This is a genomic window from Actinoplanes sp. CA-252034 (assembly GCF_050956125.1).
In the GTDB taxonomy this organism is placed as follows: Bacteria; Actinomycetota; Actinomycetes; order Mycobacteriales; family Micromonosporaceae; genus Actinoplanes.
The window spans coordinates 6,970,981-6,990,926 of the sequence record NZ_CP191846.1; the positions used below are offsets into that span (position 1 = coordinate 6,970,981).

Sequence of the window (19,946 nt, forward strand, 5' to 3'; positions counted from 1 at the left end):
AGAACTGTTCGGGTGTGTCGACGCCGCCGGGCAGCCGCAGTCCCATGCCGACGATCACGATCGGGTCGCCGGTGGCCGCCACGGCCTGGGCCACGTTGGCGTCGGAGACCACGGTGTCCGGGGTGAGCCGGGCTAGCACGAACGTGGTGAGCTGCTCGGCGTTCGGATAGTCGAAGACCAGGGTCGCCGGGAGTGTGAGACCGGTGGCGGTCTGCAGGCGGTTCCGGAGTTCGACGGCGGTGAGCGAGTCGAACCCGAGGTCCTTGAAGGCCCGGCCGGGCGGGATCGCGGCCGCCGACGCGTGGCCGAGCGCCGTGGCGACCTCGGCCCGGATCAGATCCAGCACGGTACGGTGCCGCTCGGCAGCCGGCATGCCCGCGAGTCGTGCGGTCAGCCCGGTCTCACGCTGCTCGTCGGTGGCGGCGACGGCGCCGGCCGTGGCGAGCCGCGCGAACAGCGGCCGCTCCCGGCTCGCGGTGAAAAGCGGCAGGAAGTCCGCCCAGCGCACGTCCGCGACGACGACCTGCTCGTCACCGGCACCGACCGCCGTGGCCAGCGCCGCCAGCGCCCGTTCCGGCGCCATCGGGTTCAGACCGCGGCGGCGCAGCTGACCGGCGATGTCCTCGTCAGCGGCCATGCCGACCCGCGCCCACGGGCCCCACGCGACGGCCGTGCCGGGTTTGCCCTGCGCACGGCGGCGAGTGATCAGCGCGTCCAGAGCGGCGTTCGCGGCGCCGTAGGCGGCTTGACCGGCGCTGCCCCAGATCCCGGAGATCGACGAGAACACCACGAAGGCGTCCACGTCGCCGGCCAGCTCGTCGAGGTGCCGCGCACCGAGAACCTTGCCGTCGAAGACCCGGCGCAGGTGCTCGGCATCGGCGTCGAGCAGGGTGACGTCCTCGCCGACACCGGCCGCGTGCACGACCGCGTCGACCGGGCCGACCGCGGCCAGCAGCGCCTCGACGGCGTCACGGTCGGCCAGGTCGCAGGCGTGCACCTCGGCGTTGGGAATGTCGGTCTCGCCGCCACGGCGGGACACCAGGACCAGTCGGTCCGCACCGTTCTCGGCAGCCCAGCGGGCCACCTGCGAGCCCAGTCCGCCGGTGCCGCCGGCGATCAGGATCGTGCCGCGGGGCCGCCATTCGGGGGTGTTGTCGGCCGCCGCGGCCGTGGTGAGGCGGCGGACGAGGATGCCGTTGCTGCGGACCGCGATCTGGTCCTCGGCGCCGGACGCCCCGGACAGCACGGCCGCGATCCGGCCCACCGCGCGGTCGTCGATCATCTCGGGGAGTTCGAGCAGGCCGCCCCAGAGTTCGGGGTGCTCCAGGCCGACCGCTCGGGCGAAGCCCTGCACCGCCGCCTGGTCGACACCACTGCCCCGGGTGGCGAACCAGATCGGGATCCGCCGTCCGATCATCGACTTCACCAGGTCGAGGGCCTCGGCCGGCGACGACGGGGAGACGACGACACCGGTCGTCGCCTCTGCCAGCGGGACGACCATGGCGCCCAGCCGGGTCAGCAGTTCCTCGTCGCCCGCCCAGCTGCCGGACAGGGTCGCGGTCCGGCTCTCCACCGGCTCCCAGGTGACGCGGTAGCGCCAGCCGTCGAGTTCGGAGCGCTCACGACTGCGGGCGCGCCAGGACGCCAGGGCGGGGACCAGGTCGGTGAGGGCGCCGGCCGGCAGCCGCAGTTGGTCGGCCAGAGTGGCCAGGTCACCGCGCTCGACGGTGGCCCAGAAACCACCGTCGTCGGCCCCGGCCGCAGCGTCCACCGGGGCTTCGTCGAGCCAGTAGCGCTCCCGTTGGAAGGGATAGGTCGGCAGGTCAGCCGGTTCAACCCCGTTGAAGAGCGCAGACCATTGCACGGGTACGCCCTGAGCAAACAGCGTGGCCACGCCGGTGAGCAGGGTCGTCACCTCGTCACGGCCGCGGCGCAGCAGCGGCACCGCGTCGTCGACCATCGCCGACAACACCGCATCCGGGCCCAGCTCCACGAACCGCACGCCCCCACTCGCGAGCCGTGCGTCAGATGCCGGATCCGTGCCGCGCGCGTCGAGCTGCGCGATCGCGTCCGCAAACCGGACCGTATCCCGCACATGCGACACCCAGTAACCCGGATCCGACCAGTCCCCCGACGACACCACCGGGATCGTCGGCGCACGGAACGACAGCGCCCGCACCACCCGATCGAAATCGGCCAGCATCGGCTCCATCAACCGCGAATGGAACGCGTGACTGGTCCGCAGCCGCTTCGTCTTCCAAGGCCCACCTTCAACAAGCGAAATGTCGGCATCGGGGCCGGAGACCACGACCGATCTGGGGCCATTGACCGCCGCGATGTCGATGTCCGGGAACGCCGCCCGCACCTCGTCCTCCGACGCCTGCACCGCCAGCATCGCCCCACCCGCGGGAAGCGCCTGCATGAGACGGCCTCGGGCGGTGACTAGGACAGCCGCGTCAGTCAGCGACATCACTCCGGCCACGTGAGCAGCGGCGATCTCACCGATCGAGTGACCGACCAGCACATCCGGGCGCACACCCCACGACTCCAGCAGCGCGTGCAACGCCACCTCAACGGCGAAGATCGCCGGCTGCGCATAACCCGTCTGGTGGATCAACTCCTCATCGGCCAGCGCCTCGGCGAGCGGCCGGTCCAGATACTGATCGACGTGCAGGGCGACCCGGTCGAACGCTTCCGCGAACACCGGGAACGACGCGTACAGGCCACGGCCCATATCGACACGCTGTGAACCCTGACCGGTGAACAGGAACCCGAGGCGGGCCGGTGACGCCACCCCGCGAGCGACCACCTCCGAGCCGAGGACCACGGCACGATGCGACAGCACCGCCCGACGGGCCGCACCCGCACCTAGAGACATCGAAGACGCGTCGACCGTACCGAAAAGGGTGAATTGAACATCGAGAACGGCATCGCTCGCGCCGGAAAGGATCACCGGGACCACCGGAAGCGGCGATGGCGCTGCAGGCGCGTCGAACGCCGGCGGCTCCTCCAGGATCACGTGCGCGTTGGTCCCGCTCATGCCGAACGACGACACACCGGCCCGGCGGGGCCGCGAACCGGCCGGCCACGGCTGGGCCGACGTGAGCAGCGATATCTCGCCCGCCGACCAGTCCACGTGCGGCGAAGGCGAATCCACGTGCAGGGTCTGGGGCAGCAGGCCGTGGCGCATCGCCATGACCATCTTGACGATCCCGGCGACACCGGCCGCGGCCTGCGCGTGCCCGATGTTCGACTTGACCGAGCCGAGCCACAGCGGCGCTGACCGATCCTGACCATAGGTCGCCAACAGCGCCTGCGCCTCGATCGGATCACCGAGAGCGGTTCCCGTCCCGTGCGCCTCCACCACGTCCACGTCGGACGACTCCAGCCCGGCGACGGCGAGCGCCTGCCGGATGACCCGCTGCTGGGACGGCCCATTCGGGGCGGTGAGCCCGTTCGACGCACCGTCCTGGTTGACCGCCGTCCCGCGCACCACCGCCAGCACCCGCCGCCCCGCCGCACGCGCCGTCGACAGCCGCTCGACCAACAGCATGCCCGCGCCCTCGGCCCAGCCGGTGCCGTCGGCCGCCGCGGCGAACGGCTTGCAGCGGCCGTCGGCGGCGAGGCCGCGCTGCCGGGAGAACTGGGTGAACGTCTCCGGCCCGGACATCACACAGACGCCGCCGACCAGCGCCATCGTGCACTCACCGGACCGTACCGCCTGGGTGGCGAGATGCAGGGCGACCAGCGACGAGGAGCAGGCGGTGTCGATGGTGACGGCCGGTCCTTCCAGGCCGAACGTGTAGGAGATGCGGCCGGAGACGACGCTGGCGGCGGTGCCGGTGAGCAGGTGGCCTTCGATGCCGTCGGGCAGCGCACCGGCCCGGGCGCCGTAGTCGATGCTGTTGGCGCCCGCGAACACGCCGACCGCTTCGCCGCGCAGTGACAGCGGGTCGATCCCGGCCCGCTCGAACGCCTCCCACGACGTCTCGAGGAGCAGCCGCTGCTGGGGGTCCATGGCGGTCGCCTCGCGCGGCGAGATCCCGAACAGGCCGGCGTCGAACTGGGCCGCGTCGTGCAGGAAGCCGCCCTCGCGGGTGTACGAGGTGCCGGGGTGGTCGGGGTCCGGGTGGTAGAGCGCGTCCAGGTCCCAGCCGCGGTCGGTGGGGAAGCCGCCGACCGTGTCGGTGCCGGAGGCGACGAGGTCCCACAGGGCTTCGGGGGTGTCGGCGCCGCCCGGGAACCGGACGCCCATGCCGACGATGACCAGCGGGTCGTCGCCGTCCGCCGCGACCGTCGCCGGTCCGGTCACGGTGACGGCCGAGCCGGTCAGCTCGTCCAGCAGGTGGGCGGCGAGCCGTTCGATGCTGGGGTGGTCGAAGGCGAGTGTGGCGGGCAGCGCCAGCCCGGTGGCGGCGCGCAGCCGGTTGCGCAGGTCGACGGCGGTGAGTGAGTCGAAGCCGAGGTCCTTGAACGCCCGGCCGGGCGCGATCGCGTCGGTGGTGGCGTGGCCGAGGACCGCGGCGACGTGGGTGCGCACCAGGTCGGCGACGTGCCGGCGGCGGTCGGCGGCGGGCAGGGCGGCGAGCCGCTGGCCGAGGCTGGTGACCACGGTGCCGGTGGCGGCCGGCGCGACCGCTTCGGGCAGGTCGTCGAAGAGCGGGCGGGCACGGGTGGCCGTGAACGCGGACAGGAACTCCGGCCAGCGCACGTCGGCCACGGTCACCGCGGTCTCGCCGGCGCCGACCGCGTAGGCCATGGCGGTGATCGCACGGTGCGGGTCCATCGGGGCCAGGCCGACGCGGCGCAACTGGGTCGCCACCTCGTCGTCGGCGGCCATCCCGACCCGGGCCCACGGCCCCCAGGCGATCGCGGTGCCCGGCTCGCCCTGTGCGCGGCGGCGTTCGATCAGGGCGTCCAGGGCGGCGTTCGCAGCGCCGTAGGCGGCCTGCATTCCGCTGCCCCAGATGCCGGAGATCGAGGAGAAGACGACGAACGCGTCGACGTCGCCGACCAGCTCGTCGAGGTGCCGGGCGCCGTCGACCTTGCCGGAGAGCAGGTCGTGCAGGTGCTGCTCGTCGGCGTCGGCCAGGGAGACGTCGGCGGCCACCCCGGCCGCGTGCACGACCGCGTTCACCGGGCCGATCGCGGTCAGCAGCGCCTCGACGGCGGCCCGGTCGGCCAGGTCGCAGGCGTGCACCTCGGCGTTCGGCAGGTCGGTCGTGCCGCCTCGGCGGGAGACCAGGACGATCCGTTCGGCGCCGTTGCCGGCGGCCCACCGGGCCACCTCGGTGCCGAGGCCGCCGGTGCCGCCGGTGATCAGGATCGTGCCGCGCGGCTGCCACGCCGGGCCGGTGGCGGCGGGCGCGTGGGTGAGGCGGCGGACCAGGACGCCGCTGTCGCGGACGGCGATCTGGTCCTCGGCACCGAGGGCTCCGGCGAGGACCCCGGCGATCCGTGCGGCGGTACGGTCGTCGACGGTCTCGGGGAGTTCGAGCAAGCCGCCCCAGAGTTCGGGGTGCTCCAGGCCGACCGCTCGGGCGAAGCCCTGCACCGCGGCCTGGTCGACACCACTGCCCCGGGTGGCGAACCAGATCGGGATCTGCCGTCCGATCATCGACTTCACCAGATCGAGGGCTTCAGCAGGTGACGACGGGGAGACGACGACACCGGTGGTGGCCTCGGCCAGCGAGACGACCATGGCACCGACACGGGTCAGCAGTTCCTCGTCGCCCGCCCACGTGCCGGACAGGGTGGCCGGTGGGAGGTCGGCCGGTTTCCAGGTGATCCGGTAGCGCCAGGCGTCGGCCTGCGAGCGTTCGCGTCCCCGAGAACGCCACGCGGCCAGCGCGGGCAGCACCTCGGCGAGCGAGTCGGCGGGGAGATCCAGCTGGGCGGCGAGCGTGGGCAGATCGCCCTGCTCGACGGTCTGCCAGAAACCGGTCTCGGCGTCGGCCGGGGCCGGTGCGACCGGCTGACTCTCCAGCCAGTAGCGGCTGCGCTGGAAGGGATAGGTCGGCAGGTCAGCCGGTTCAACCCCGTTGAAGAGCGAAGACCATTGCACGGGTACGCCCTGCACAAACAGCGTGGCCACGCCGGTCAGCAGGGTCGTCACCTCGTCACGGCCACGGCGCAGCAGCGGCACCGCGCCGTCGACCATCGCCGACAGCACCGCATCCGGCCCCAGCTCGACGAACCGGACACCGTCCAACTCGGCGATCGCGTCGGCGAAGCGGACCGTGTCGCGCACGTGCGACACCCAGTAGGCCGGGTCCGACCAGCGGCCGTGCCCCGGCGTGAACGTCAACGCCCGGACGATCCGCTCGAACTCCGGCAGCATCGGGTCCATCAACCGCGAATGGAACGCGTGACTGGTCCGCAGCCGCGTCGTCTTCCACTCCCGGGCGGCGATTTCGGAAATGTCGGCATCGAGGCCGGAGACCACGACCGACCTCGGCCCGTTCACCGCTGCAATGTCGATGTCCGGGAATGCCGCCCGCACCTCTTCCTCCGACGCCTGGACCGCCAGCATCGCCCCGCCAACGGGGAGTGCCTGCATCAGACGACCGCGAGCGGTCACCAGTGTGGCCGCATCAATCAGGGAGAACACCCCGGCCACGTGAGCAGCGGCGATCTCACCGATCGAGTGACCGACCAGCACATCCGGGCGCACACCCCACGACTCCAGCAGCGCGTGCAACGCCACCTCAACGGCGAAGATCGCCGGCTGGGCGTAAGCCGTCTGATGAATCAACTCCTCATCGGCCAGCACCTCGGCGAGCGGCCGGTCCAGGTGCTGGTCGAGATGCAGGGCGACCCGGTCGAACGCTTCCGCGAACACCGGGAACGCCTCGTGAAGGCCACGGCCCATGTCGACACGCTGCGAACCCTGACCGGTGAACAGGAACCCGAGCCGCCGGGACGTGGCTACACCACGGGCCACCACCTCCGAGCCCAGGACCACGGCACGATGCGACAGCACCGCCCGACGGGCCGCACCCGCACCTAGAGCCATCGGGGACGCGTCGACCGTACCGAAAAGGGTCATCTGAGCATCGAGAACCGCATCGCTCGCACCGGAAAGGATCACCGGGACCACCGGAAGCGGCGATGGCGCTGCAGGCGCCTCGAACGCCGGCGGCTCCTCCAAAATCACGTGCGCGTTGGTGCCGGACACGCCGAACGAGGAGACGCCGGCACGGCGCGGCTGCTCCCCCGCGGGCCAGGGCTGAGCCGACGTGAGCAGGGAGATGTCCCCGGCCGACCAGTCGACGTGCGGTGACGGCTCGTCGACGTGCAGGGTCGCGGGCAGCAGCGAGTGCCGCATCGCGAGGACCATCTTGACGATGCCCGCGATGCCCGCCGCGGCCTGGGTGTGCCCGATGTTCGACTTGACCGAGCCGAGCCACAGGGGCGCTGTCCGATCCTGACCATAGGTGGCCAGCAGCGCCTGCGCCTCGATCGGGTCCCCGAGAGCGGTCCCCGTGCCGTGCGCCTCGACGACGTCCACCTCGGACGGCTGCAGCCCGGCCACCGCGAGCGCCTGCCGGATGACCCGCTGCTGGGACGGCCCGTTCGGCGCGGTGAGCCCGTTGGAGGCGCCGTCGGAGTTGACGGCCGTGCCGCGGACGACGGCGAGGACGCGGCGCCCGGCGGCCTGCGCCGTGGAGAGGCGTTCGACCAGCAGCATGCCCGCGCCCTCACCCCAGGCCGTGCCGTCGGCGCCCGCGGCGAACGCCTTGATCCGCCCGTCGGCGGCGAGGCCGCGCTGGCGGCTGAAGTCGAGGAAGGCGTCCGGCGTCGACATCACGGTGACACCGCCGACCAGGGCCATCGTGCACTCGCCCGACCGCAGCGCCTGCCCGGCCAGATGCAGCGCCACCAGCGACGACGAGCACGCGGTGTCGACAGTGACGGCCGGGCCTTCCAGGCCGAACGTGTAGGCGATGCGGCCGGAGACGACGCTGCCCGCGGTGCCGGTGCTGAGATATCCCTCGAGGTCGGTGGGGATGCCGGTGCGCTGGCTCGCGTAGTCCTGCCCGTTGGAGCCGGCGAACACGCCGACCGCTTCGCCGCGCAGTGACAACGGGTCGATCCCGGCCCGCTCGAACGCCTCCCATGAGGTCTCCAGCAGCAGCCGCTGCTGCGGGTCCATGGCGAGCGCCTCACGCGGCGAGATCCCGAACAGGCCGGCGTCGAAGTCGGCCGCGCCGTGCAGGAAGCCGCCCTCGCGGGCGTAGGAGGTGCCGGGGTGGTCCGGGTCCGGGTGGTAAAGGCCGTCGAGGTCCCAGCCACGGTCGGTGGGGAAGCCGCCGATCGCGTCGGCGCCGGAGGCGACCAGGTCCCACAGGGCTTCCGGGGTGTCGGCGCCGCCGGGGAACCGGACGCCCATGCCGACGATGACGATCGGGTCGTCGGCCGCCTCGGTGACCGCCGCGACGGTGCTGGTGGGCAGGGATCCGGCGATCTGCCCGTGGACGAACGCGGCGAGCCGTTCGATGCTGGGATGGTCGAACGCGAGCGTTGCCGGGAGGACGAGCCCGGTCGCGGCCTGGAGCCGGTTGCGCAGCTCGACGGCGGTCAGCGAGTCGAAGCCGAGTTCCCGGAAGGCGCGGGTGGGCTCGATGGGCTCGCCGGAGGTGTGGCCGAGGACGGCGGCGACGTGCGTACGGACCATCTCGGTGACGAGACGTCGCCGTTCGGGGGCGGGCAGTTCGAGCAGCCGCTGGCCGTAGGTGGAGAAGACCGTGCCACCGGTGGGCGGGGTGTCGGCGAGCCGGTCGAACAGCGGGCGTTCCCGGGCGGCGGCGAACAGCGGCACGAACTCGTCCCACCGGACGTCGGCCACGGTGACCGTGATGTCGCCGCCGCCGACGGCACCGGCCATCGCGGCGATCGCCCGGTCGGCGGGCAGCGCGTGCAGACCCTGCCGGCGCAGCAGTTCCGTCTCGCCCTGGTCGGCGGCCATGCCGACGGCGGCCCAGGGGCCCCAGGCGATCGCGGTGCCGGGCCGTCCCGCGGCGCGGCGGCGTTCGATCAGGGCGTCCAGGGCGGCGTTCGCGGCGCCGTAGGCGGCCTGGCCGCGGCTGCCCCAGACTCCGGAGATCGACGAGAACACCACGAACGCGTCGACGTCCCCGGCCAGCTCGTCGAGGTGCCGGGCCCCGTCCACCTTGCCGGACAGCACCCGCCGCAGGTGGTCCTCGTCGGCGTCGGCCAGGTCGGCGTCCTCACCGACACCGGCCGCGTGGACCACCGCGCCGACCGGCCCGATCGCGGCCAGCAGCGCCTCGACGGCGGCCCGGTCGGCCAGGTCGCAGGCGTGCACCTCGGCGTTCGGCAGGTCGGTCGTGCCGCCTCGGCGGGAGACCAGGACGATCCGTTCGGCGCCGTTGCCGGCGGCCCACCGGGCCACCTCGGTGCCGAGGCCGCCGGTGCCGCCGGTGATCAGGATCGTGCCGCGCGGCTGCCAGGCCCGTCCCGAGGTCGCCGGGGCGCTGACCAGGCGGCGGACCAGGACGCCGTTGCCGCGGACCGCGATCTGGTCCTCACTGCCGAACTCACCGGACAGCACGGCCGCGATCCGGCCCGCCGCGCGGTCGTCGATCGTCGCGGGGAGTTCGAGCAGGCCGCCCCAGAGTTCGGGGTGCTCCAGGCCGACGACCCGGGCGAAGCCCTGCACCGCGGCCTGGTCGACACCACTGCCCCGGGTGGCGAACCAGATCGGGATCTGCCGTCCGATCATCGACTTCACCAGATCGAGGGCTTCAGCAGGTGACGACGGGGAGACGACGACACCGGTGGTGGCCTCGGCCAGCGAGACGACCATGGCACCGACACGGGTCAGCAGTTCCTCGTCGCCCGCCCAGCTGCCGGACAGGGTCGCGGTCCGGCTCTCCACCGGCTCCCAGACGGCCCGGTACCGCCAGCCGTCGATGATCGAGCGTTCCCGGCCGCGGGACCGCCAGGCGGCCAGGGCCGGGAGCACACCTTCGACGGCGGCGGTGTCGACGCCGATCTCGGCGGCGAGAGCGGGCAGGTCGGCGCGGTCCACGGCGGTCCAGAACGCGCTGTCGTCGTCGCCGCGGGCGGCGGGGGCGGTGTCGAGCCAGAACCGCTGCCGTTGGAAGGCGTAGGTGGGCAGGTCGACGATCCGGGCGGCCGGGGGGAACAGTCTCGGCCAGTCCAGGTCGGCGCCGCGGGTCCAGAGGGTGGCGGCGGCGGCCCGCACGGTGGCGGCCTCGTCCCGGTCGCGGCGCAGCAGCGGCACCGCGCCGTCGACCATGGCCGACAGGACCGCGTCCGGGCCGATCTCGACGAACCGGGCGTCGCCGACCTGGGCGACCGCGTCGGCGAACCGGACGGTGGCGCGGATCTGGCCGACCCAGTAGTCGATGTCGGTCCACTGGCCGGGTTCGACCGGTCGGCCGGTGACGGTGGAGACGATCGGGATCTTCGGCTCGCGGAAGGTGAGGAAGCGCAGCAGGCGGCGGAACTCGGCGAGCATCGGCTCCATCAGCCGGGAGTGGAAGGCGTGGCTGGTCCGCAGGCGGGTGGTCGTCCAGCCGTGCGCCTCGACCGGTGCGATGTCGGCCTCGGTCCCGGCGACGACGACCGCGTTCGGGCCGTTGACGGCGGCCAGGTCGACGTCGGGGAACGCGGCACGTACGTCGGCCTCGGCGGCCCGCACGGCCAGCATCACCCCACCGGCGGGCAGCGCCTGCATCAGCCGGCCGCGGGCGCCGACCAGGGCGGCGGCGTCGGGCAGCGACAGGACCCCGGCGGCGTACGCGGCCGCGATCTCCCCGATCGAGTGTCCGACCAGCACGTCCGGGGTGATCCCCCAGTGTTCGAGCAGCGCCAGCAGGCCCACTTCGACGGCGAAGACGGCGGGCTGGGCGTACGCCGTACCGGCGAGCAACTCCGGGTCGTCGAGCGCGTCGGCGAGCGGGGTGTCGAGCTGGATGTCGAGGTACCAGGCGGCCTCGTCGAACGCGGCGGCGAACACCGGCTCGGCCCGGTACAGCGCCCGGCCCATCCCCACCCGCTGGGAGCCCTGCCCGGTGAACAGGAACGCGGTCCGGGCCGTGGCAGCCGTGCCGGTCACGGTGAGAGCGCGCAGACCCTCCTCGGCGGTGGCGCGGTCGGTGGCCGGCACGACGGCCCGGTACGGGAAGTGCGTACGGGTGGTGGCCAGCGAGAACCCGAGGTCGGGCAGTGCCGTGTCGAGCCGGTCGAGCAGTTTCGCGGCCTGCGCGGACAACCCCTCGGCGGTGCGGGCGGAGATCGGCAGCAGCGTGACCCCGGCCGGTTCGGCAGCCGGCGCGGGTGCCTGCGACGGCGGCTCCTCGATGATCACGTGGGCGTTGGTGCCGCTCATGCCGAACGACGAGACCGCGGCCCGGCGGGGGCGTTCGGTCACCGGCCACGGCCGTGGTTCGGTGAGCAGCTCGACCGACCCGGCCGTCCAGTCGACGTGCGGGGACGGCGCGTCGACGTGCAGTGTCCGGGGCAGCACCTGGTGGCGCAGCGCCTCGACCATCTTGATCACACCGCCGACACCGGCGGCCGCCTGGGCGTGCCCGATGTTGGACTTCAGCGAGCCCAGCCAGAGCGGCTCGGCCCGGTCGCGGCCGTAGGTGGCCAGCAGCGCCTGCGCCTCGATCGGGTCGCCGAGGGTGGTGCCGGTGCCGTGCGCCTCGACCGCGTCCACGTCGGAGGGCTCCAGCCCGGCGTTGGCGAGCGCCTGCCGGATGACCCGCTGCTGGGCCGGGCCGTTCGGGGCGGTCAGGCCGTTGGAGGCGCCGTCCTGGTTGACCGCGGATCCGCGGACGACGGCGAGGATGCGGCGGCCGGCGGCCTGGGCGGTGGAGAGCCGTTCGACGAGCAGCATGCCGATGCCCTCGGCCCAGGCGGTGCCGTCGGCGGCGGCCGCGAACGGCTTGCACCGGCCGTCCGGGGCGAGGCCGCGCTGCCGGGAGAACGCCAGGAACGACGCGGGGCTGGCCATCACGGCCACGCCACCGGCCAGCGCCATCGTGCATTCGCCCTGGCGCAGCGCCTGCGCGGCCAGGTGCAGGGCCACCAGCGACGAGGAGCAGGCGGTGTCGACGGTCAGCGCCGGGCCCTGCAGGCCGAGGACGTAGGAGACCCGGCCGGAGGCGACGCTGGCGGCGTTGCCGGTGACCAGGTAGCCCTCCAGGCCGTCGGCGGCGTCCTGCAGGCGGGGGCCGTACTCCTGGGTCTCGGCGCCGACGAACACGCCGATCCGCTGCTCGCGGAGGGTGTCCGGGACGAGCCCGGCGGCTTCCAGGGCCTCCCAGGAGGTCTCCAGGACCAGCCGCTGCTGGGCGTCCATGGCGAGCGCCTCACGCGGGCTGATTCCGAAGAACGCGGCGTCGAAGTCACCGGCGTCGTAGAGGAAGCCGCCCTCGCGGGTGTAGCTGGTGCCGGGCTGGTCCGGGTCGGTGGAGTAGAGGGCGTCGAGATCCCAGCCCCGGTCGGCCGGGAAGGTCCCGATGGCGTCGGCGCCGTCGTCGACCAGCCGCCACAGGCCGTCCGGGGTGTCGGCGCCGCCGGGGAACCGGCAGGCCATGCCGACGATCGCGATCGGCTCGTCGGACTGCCCGGGCATCCCGGCGGTGGCGGGCTCCGGGGCCAGGCCGAGCAGTTCGGCGTGCAGGTGGCGGGCGAGCGCGGCCGGGGTCGGGTAGTCGAACGCCAGCGTCACCGGCAGCGCCAGGCCGGTGGCCGCGGTAAGCCGGCTGTGCAGCTCGACCGCCGTCAGCGAGTCGAAGCCGGTCTCGAAGAACGTGTCGCCGGCCGCGACCGGCTCACCGGCGGGCCGGCGCAGCGCCGCAGCCGCGAGGCCGGTGACCAGGTCGGTGAGCAGCCGGTGCGCTTCCGGCGCCGGCATTCCGGCCAGGCGGTCCCGCAGTTCCCCGGACGAATCCATCATCTCGCGCCCACCATTCGGCAAAGAACAGCAATAGCCCACACTATTCGCGGAGGCTAGCGGTGTGCCGAGAGGCGGAAATCCCCTAGCGGACCCCTACGGGTTTGTTTTCCTCAGGTGCGGTTTCGAGGAATTCGTCGAGCATTCCGGGGGTGGCGGCGCGAGCAAGGGCGAGGCCGTCGGCGACCCGGACGTCGCGGATTCGGTAGCCGCTGCGGCCTGCGCCGACCATGGCCACGAACGTGGCGATGCCGGCCCGCCGCTGGAAGGCGGACTGGTCGATGCCCCAGCCGATGACGGCTGACGTGTCGATCAGGACGGTCCGCCGGTTGTAGGTGCCGCAGCGGGTGACCAGGTAGCGGCCGTGCAGCCCCGACCCGAGGTTGCGGTGGGCGTCGACGGCCGCGGCGACGGCCAGGGGCAGCAGGATCGCGGCGGAGATCCCGGCGATGTGCAGCAGCACGTCGGTCAGCAGCGCGCCGAGCAGCACGAGCGGCGCTTCGAGCAGGGCGATGCCGCTGACGGCCCAGGTCAGGCGGCGGCGCAGGGCCGCGCGGGGCGCCCCGGCCAGAGTGAGGCCGGTGAGGAAGCCGGGGTCCTCGCCGAGGATGCCGGCGGCGACCCGGTGCGCCTCGGCCTTCGGCGCGGGCGGTAGCAGGGCGCTCTTGTTCGAGGTGGACCGGTCCTCGTGGGTGCCGAGGCCGATCGCGATCGCGTTGAGCCGGGCGCCCCGGGCCAGCCGCAGCGGCTGGGGCTCGCTGATCTGCAGGCCGCGCAGCCGGGTCCGGTCGAGCCACACCGACCGGGTGCTGAACAGGCCGCGTCGCATGTCGAGGGCGTCGCCGACGGCGTCCAGCCGGTAGCCCCACCAGCTCTCCACGAAGGTGCTGAGCGAGGTGAGCGCGCCGAGGGCGAGGATCACCAGCAGCGGTACGCCGATCGCCGCCCCCAACGGCAGTCCGGCCAGCCCGAACCAGATGGACCGCAGGAAGCCCACGTCGGCCGGGTTGATCCGCAGCGAGTCCAGCAGCCGGAAGAACCCGCCGAGGACCGCGCCGACCCCGGCCACGCCCCACACGCTCAGCGGCGCGTATCGCAGCCAGCGCCAGGTCAGCATGGACAGAGTGGTGTCGCCGCCGGTGTCGCCCGGGTCGAGCAGCCGGCGCAGTGACTCGGCGCGGGCCACGCTCACCCCGTCGAGGACCAGCTGGCGGCTGTCCGACTCGGCCTGGGAGCCCGGGTTGATCCGGACCACCCGCAGCCGCAGCAGCCGGTGCAGGACGGTGGCGGTGACGTCGACGCTGCGGATCCGGTCCTGCGGCATCGTGCGGTGCCGGCGGAACAGCAGACCGGAGCGGACCTCGACCCGGTCGCCGTCGAGCCGGTAGCGGGTGGTGGCCACCCGGACGGCGAAGATCACGGCGATGACGACGAAGGTCGCGGCGATCGAGGCGAGGGTGATCAGCGCGGCCAGGTCGGGATCGCCGCCGGTGAGCAGCAGGGTGAGCAGGGCGGTGCCGAGCGGCGGGACCAGCCAGGTGAGGCTCACCGCGACCATCCGCGGCTCGAGGCGCTCCCAGGTCACTGCCCGTCTCCCGGGGCGGCCTGGGCGCGGGCGGCGAGCGTCTCGGCGAGGTCGGCGGCCACCTGCCGGTCGAGGCCCTGGATGCGCACCGGGCCGGCCGCCGACGCGGACGTCACGACCAGTCCGGCCAGTCCGAACATGCGCTGGATCGGGCCGCTGCCGGTGTCGACGGTCTGGATGCGGGCCATCGGGGTGATCCGGCTGCGCTGCCACAGCCACCCGGACCGGGCGTAGACGGCGGTGCCGGTGGCCTCCCAGCGGTGCACCCGGTAGCGCCAGAGCGGCATGACCACCAGGTACGCCAGCCCGATCGCGGCGACCACGGCCGTGCTGACGCCGAGCCAGAAGCGGGCCGGCGCGATCAGCGCGGTCAGCAGCGCCAGCACGGCGACGGGGGGCACCGCGAACACCGCGGCCTGGGCGATCCACCAGCGCACCGCACGCCGGTCCAGTCGGTTGCCGGGCCGCCGTATCGATTCCACGGGCCCGAGCATAAACGGCCGTACATCGACTGGGGTATCCGAGGTGGGTAGGGGTTGCCGCCATTTCCGGTGGCCGGTAGCAATTCTGGCGGCATGTCTCGCCGGCTGCTCGAATTCGCGAGAGGCGAACCATCGGTGAATGCTTCGGAAACAATGCGAATCGCGTGCTGGCAACCCGATTGGGTCGCCGGCCGTTCGCATCACGACGATTTCCTGAGCCGGTTGACGGAGGTCGCCGCGGCGGCGTCCGGTGCGGGGGCGAGCCTGCTCGTCACGCCGGAGATGTCGGCCACCGGCTACCACCTGGGCCGGGCCCGTACGGTGGAGCTGGCCCAGCCCGCCGACGGGCCGTTGACGGCCGCGGTCGCCGCGATCGCGGCCCGCCACGGGCTGGCGATCGTCTACGGCTGGCCGGAGCGGGCCGGCGACACCGTCCACAACAGCGTGCACCTGGTCGACGCCGACGGCACGGTCACGGCCCGCTACCGCAAGACTCACCTGTACGGCGAGATCGACCGCTCGGTGTTCACCGCCGGCGACGACCTGGTGGTGCAGGCGAAGCTCGGCGGGCTCACGGTCGGCCTGCTGGTCTGTTACGACATCGAGTTCCCGGAGACGGTCCGCGCGCACACACTGGCCGGCACCGAACTGCTCGTGGTGCCGACCGCCCTGGTCCGGCCGTGGGAGTTCGTGGCACGCACCCTGGTCCCGGCCCGCGCCTTCGAGAGCCAGCTGTTCATCGCCTACGTCAACTGGCACAGCCCCAGCCCGGACGGCTACTGCGGGCTGAGCACCGTGGTCGGCCCGGACGGCGCGGCCCGGGCCCGGCAGTCCGGCCCGCTGCTGATCGCCGACCTCGACCGGGACGCGCTGACCGCCGCCCGCCGGGTCACCCCGTATCTGGCCGACCGCCGCCCCGGTCTGTACGGCGGTGCCCGGTGACGCTGCTGGCCGCTCCCCCGATCACCATGTTCGGCCCGGACTTCCCGTTCGGCTACGACCGCTGGCTGGCCCACCCCGACGGCCTGGGCATCGTCCCGCCGGACATGCACGGCACGCCGGTCGCGGTCGTCGGCGGCGGGATCGCCGGGCTGGTCGCCGCCTATGAGCTGATGCGGCTGGGCCTGCGCCCGGTGGTGTTCGAGGCCGAGCAGCTCGGCGGCCGGATGCGCACCGCCTGCTTCCCGGGGCATCCGGACACCGCGGCGGAGCTGGGCGCGATGCGGTTCCCGCCGTCGGCGACCGCCCTGTTCCACTACGTCGACCTGGTCGGCCTGACGACCCGGCCGTTCCCGAACCCGCTGGCGCCGGCCACCCCGCAGACCGTGGTCGACGTCAACGGCGACCGGCATTTCGCCCGCGTCGCCGATGACCTGCCCGCCCTGTACCAGCAGGTCAACGAGGCGTGGCGCAAGGCGCTGGAGGAGGGCGCGGACTTCGGTGCGATGGACTCGGCGATCCGGCACCGGGACGTGGCGGCCATCAAATCGCTGTGGAACCGGCTGGTGCCGTTACTGGACGACCAGTCGTTCTACGGTTTCCTGGCGTCGTCGCCGTCGTTCGCCTCGTTCCGGCACCGGGAGGTGTTCGGGCAGGTCGGGTTCGGCTCGGGCGGCTGGGACACCGACTTCCCGAACTCCATGCTGGAGATCCTGCGGGTCGTCTACACCGACGCCGACGGCGACCACCAGACCCTGGTCGGTGGGGCTCAGCAACTGCCGTTGCGGCTGTGGGAGCATGCCGTGGACCGGCCCGCGCACTGGCCGCCCGGCACGTCGCTGGCGTCGCTGCATCCGGACGGGCCACGACCGGAGGTCACCCGGCTGTCGCGGTCGCGGGGCTGGGTCCGGGTGGAGACCGCGCAGGGCGCCGGGGAGTTCCTGGCGGCCGTGCTGACCCCGCAGGTGCGTCTGCTGACGTCGCGGATCGACACCGACGAGGATCTGTTCCCGACCGGCGTGTGGTCGGCTATCGAGCGCACCCACTACATGGGCGGGTCGAAGCTGTTCGCGCTGGTGGACCGGCCGTTCTGGCACGAGGTCGACGAGCTGACCGGCCGGCCGGCGATGGGGATGACGCTCACCGACCGGGCGCCGCGCAGCGTGTACCTGTTTGACGAGGGGCCCGGCGAGCCCGGGGTGATGTGCCTGTCATACACCTGGAACGACGATTCGCTGAAGGTGTCGGCGCTGCCGGCCGCCGAACGGCTCGACGTGATGCTGCGGCATCTGCGGCGGATTTACCCGTCGGTCGACGTCCGCAGCCGGATCATCGCCCCGCCCATCGCCGTGACCTGGGAGAACGAGCCGCACTTCATGGGCGCGTTCAAGGCCAACCTGCCGGGCCACTACCGCTATCAGCGGCGGTTGTTCACCCATTTCATGCAGGACACACTTCCGGTACGCCAGCGCGGCGTGTTCCTGGCCGGCGATGACGTGTCGTGGACCGGTGGGTTCGCCGAGGGCGCCGTCACCACGGCTCTGAACGCGGTCTGGGGGGTGCTGAACCACCTCGGTGGCCGTACCCCGCGGGAAACCCCGGCCCGGGCGACGCCTTCGCCGGCATCGCCCCGATCGAGTTGCCGTACTGATCAGCGACGCGGGCGCACCAGCGCCCGCCGCAGGTCGCACAGCTCGACACCGAAGTGGTCGGCGGTGACCCGCAGCCGGGAGAACATCGCGTCGGGGCCGGCGACCCACAGCCGGTCCACGCCATGGCCGCGCAGCGCGGTGACGGTGTCGAGCCAGCCGATCGGGCGGACGAACCCGTCGAGCAGGCTCGCCCGCAGCTCGTCCACACCGGTGACGAGCGACCCGTCGAGGTAGGACACGATCGGCAGGCGCGGTGCGGCCAGCGGATACCGGTCGTAGACGGCGGCCATCCGCTCCCGCAGGCCGGCGAAGACGGCGGCGTGCGCGGGCGGGCGCATGGTGTAGAGCGAGTAGCCGCCGGCCTCGCTGATCGCGGCCTTGAACGGCTCGAGCTCGCCGTCACGCAGCGACACCATGTGGAAGTCGGTGTCCAGGTGGCCGGAGATCTCATGCCAGGCCAGGCCGTCGAGCAGCTCGGCCAGCCGGCCGGCGGGGACCCGGGTGAACGAGTGGGTGACCACGTCACGGTGCTCGGTGGCGAAGAACTCCCGCTCGGTACGGGCGATGTCGCCGGCCAGCAGCACGGTGTCGGCGAAGCCGAGCGCGCCGGTGTAGGCCAGCGCGGCGCGTTCGCCGAAGCTCGGGCCGACACAGTAGGCGGGGTCGGCGCCGAGCCAGTCGGTGGACCAATCGGCCAGCGCCAGACAGGCCACCAGCACGGCGACCTGCACCGGTTCGGCGTAGTCGTCGTCGGGGGCGGCGGCCAGCGCGTCGGCCAGGTGGTAGCCCAGGGCCTCGTCGGCTTCGGCGAGACGCCTGCGGGCGTACGGATGGATCATCAGGAAGGTGCCGAGGTCCCGGCGGCGGACCGGGGAGAGCGCGGGGAAGACGATCGCCGAGGTCATTCGCCCGCCGCCAGGTTCTCCAGGGCCTTGCGGTCGGGTTTGCCGTTGCGGTTGAGCGGCAGCCGGTCCAGCACGACGACCCGGTTGGGCTGTTCGTAGGCGGGCAGCACCGCGCAGATCCGGTCGCGCCAGTGGCCGGCGTCGGCGCCGGTCTCGTCCTCGACGAAGAACACCAGTGAGCTTCCGCGCCGCTCGTCGGGGACCGCGATCACCTTGGCCGAGCAGCCGGCCTCGGCGACCCGCGCCTCGATCAGCTCGGGGTAGAGGGTGTAGCCCATCCGGTGCACGGCCAGTTTGCGGCCGTGGACGTAGAGGTTGCCGTCCTTGTCGAGGCGGCCGAAGTCGCCGGTGCGCCGCCACCCGCGCGGCGCGAGGTCGAGTTCACCGTCGGTGTCGAGGTAGCCCTCCATCAGGTCGGGTGAGTCGACCTCGATCTCGCCGATCTCCTCGGCGCCGAGCACGATGTCCTCGTTGTCGACGATCCGGACGCCCATGCCCTCGACCGGCTGTCCGGTGGCGACCGGGTTGTCCTCGGTGGCGAACGCGACGTTGCCCAGCTCGGTGCTGCCGTAACTGTCCAGCAGCGGTTTGCCGCACAGTGCCACGTACCGGTCGACCAGGGTCGGGTCGAGGGGGGCGGCGCCGCTGCAGTACAGCCGGACGGTGCGCAGCTCGGCCATCGGGTCGGGCCGCCGGGTGACGATGTTGAGGATGCTGCGGTACGTCGACGGTGTGGCGTCGAGGACGGTGGCGCCGGTCTGGGCGGCCATTCGCAGGGCCCGGTCGGCACGCCGGTACGGGGCGATCACCAGCGAGCAACGGACCAGCCAGGCGATGAACACCATGGACAGGCCGTACTGATGGGAGAAGGGCAGCAGCGGCAGCAGCACGTCGCCGGGGCGGTGGCCGATCTGCACGGCGTTGCGTTCCAGGTTGCGCAGGAAGCGGGCGCCGGTCTTGACCACACCCTTGGGCACGCCGGTCGACCCGGACGACCACATGATCAGCCCGTCCGGCAGGGCACGCCAGATGTCCAGGTCCAGCGGGCCGTCCAGCTGCGGGACGGGGAGAGCGGTGGCGGCGGCGAGCAGCTGGTAGACGAACACTACCGGGCCGTCGGCGGGGGGAACGGCGTCATCGTCGACGATCGTCAGCGCGGCGCGGGTGAGCCTCTGGATGCGGGTGGTCTCGTCGGCCTTGTCCTGGTGGTCGACGAGCACGATGGAGGCGCCGGCATGGGCCAGGGCGAGCAGCACGGTGACCCAGGCGGCCGAGTTGTCGGCCTTGAGGATCACCCGGGTGCCCGGGTGGACGCCGTGCCCGGCCAGCACCGCGGCGACCCGGGCGGCGGTGCGCTCGAGGTCGTGCAGGGACTGGGCCGAGTCGGGGGCGAAGACGGTGGCGGTCATGGGGGCCGTCCTTCTGCGG

6 protein-coding genes and 1 pseudogene (1 of these 7 running past the window's edge) are annotated in these 19,946 nt (G+C 73.0%); 2 read left to right on the plus strand and 5 right to left on the minus strand.

Translation table 11 applies throughout. The annotated features are described in order from the left end of the window. The 3 genes from ACQPZW_RS31885 to ACQPZW_RS31895 form a co-directional block, all read right to left on the minus strand. A protein-coding gene (locus tag ACQPZW_RS31885) for an SDR family NAD(P)-dependent oxidoreductase (protein WP_433797672.1) crosses the window boundary here: on the minus strand, positions 1-12,955 show its 5' portion. The gene continues 2,387 nt to the left of window position 1, outside the view; 12,955 of the gene's 15,342 nt are visible here — the first part of the coding sequence; it begins with the start codon at positions 12,953-12,955; the stop codon falls past the left edge of the window. Positions 12,956-13,040: 85 nt separating this feature from the next. After that, a complete protein-coding gene (locus ACQPZW_RS31890; protein WP_433789725.1) occupies positions 13,041-14,540 on the minus strand; it encodes a PH domain-containing protein in 1,500 nt (499 codons plus the stop codon). Next, entirely contained in the window at positions 14,537-15,022 is a 486-nt protein-coding gene (locus ACQPZW_RS31895; protein ID WP_433789726.1) for a PH domain-containing protein, read from the minus strand. The genes ACQPZW_RS31890 and ACQPZW_RS31895 overlap by 4 nt, the downstream gene beginning before the upstream one ends. 153 nt (positions 15,023-15,175) lie before the next feature. On the opposite strand from ACQPZW_RS31895, the gene ACQPZW_RS31900 reads away from it, so the two are divergent. Then, the gene (locus ACQPZW_RS31900; protein ID WP_433789727.1) at positions 15,176-15,964 is read left to right on the plus strand and encodes a carbon-nitrogen hydrolase family protein; all 789 of its coding nucleotides are present in this window, start codon (positions 15,176-15,178) and stop codon (positions 15,962-15,964) included. Between the two features lie 170 nt (positions 15,965-16,134). Beyond that, a pseudogene (locus ACQPZW_RS31905) lies at positions 16,135-17,463 on the plus strand (flavin monoamine oxidase family protein); the annotation flags it as partial. 149 nt (positions 17,464-17,612) lie between these two features. Here ACQPZW_RS31905 and ACQPZW_RS31910 read toward each other — a convergent pair. Both ACQPZW_RS31910 and ACQPZW_RS31915 read right to left on the minus strand, forming a co-directional pair. Beyond that, positions 17,613-18,518, minus strand: coding sequence for an ACP S-malonyltransferase (locus ACQPZW_RS31910; RefSeq protein ID WP_433789728.1), 906 nt, complete (start codon positions 18,516-18,518; stop codon positions 17,613-17,615). Further along, the gene (locus ACQPZW_RS31915) at positions 18,515-19,927 is read right to left on the minus strand and encodes a class I adenylate-forming enzyme family protein (protein ID WP_433789729.1); all 1,413 of its coding nucleotides are present in this window, start codon (positions 19,925-19,927) and stop codon (positions 18,515-18,517) included. Before ACQPZW_RS31915 ends, ACQPZW_RS31910 begins: the two co-directional genes overlap by 4 nt. Positions 19,928-19,946: the final 19 nt, after the last annotated feature.

What these genes read in the sequence shown, in the direction of transcription:
- ACQPZW_RS31900 (WP_433789727.1), top strand. Translation starts at nt 15,176, where the DNA reads ATGCGAATCGCGTGCTGGCAACCCGATTGGGTCGCCGGCCGTTCGCAT.
- ACQPZW_RS31915 (WP_433789729.1), bottom strand. Translation starts at nt 19,927, where the DNA reads ATGACCGCCACCGTCTTCGCCCCCGACTCGGCCCAGTCCCTGCACGAC.
- ACQPZW_RS31910 (WP_433789728.1), bottom strand. Translation starts at nt 18,518, where the DNA reads ATGACCTCGGCGATCGTCTTCCCCGCGCTCTCCCCGGTCCGCCGCCGG.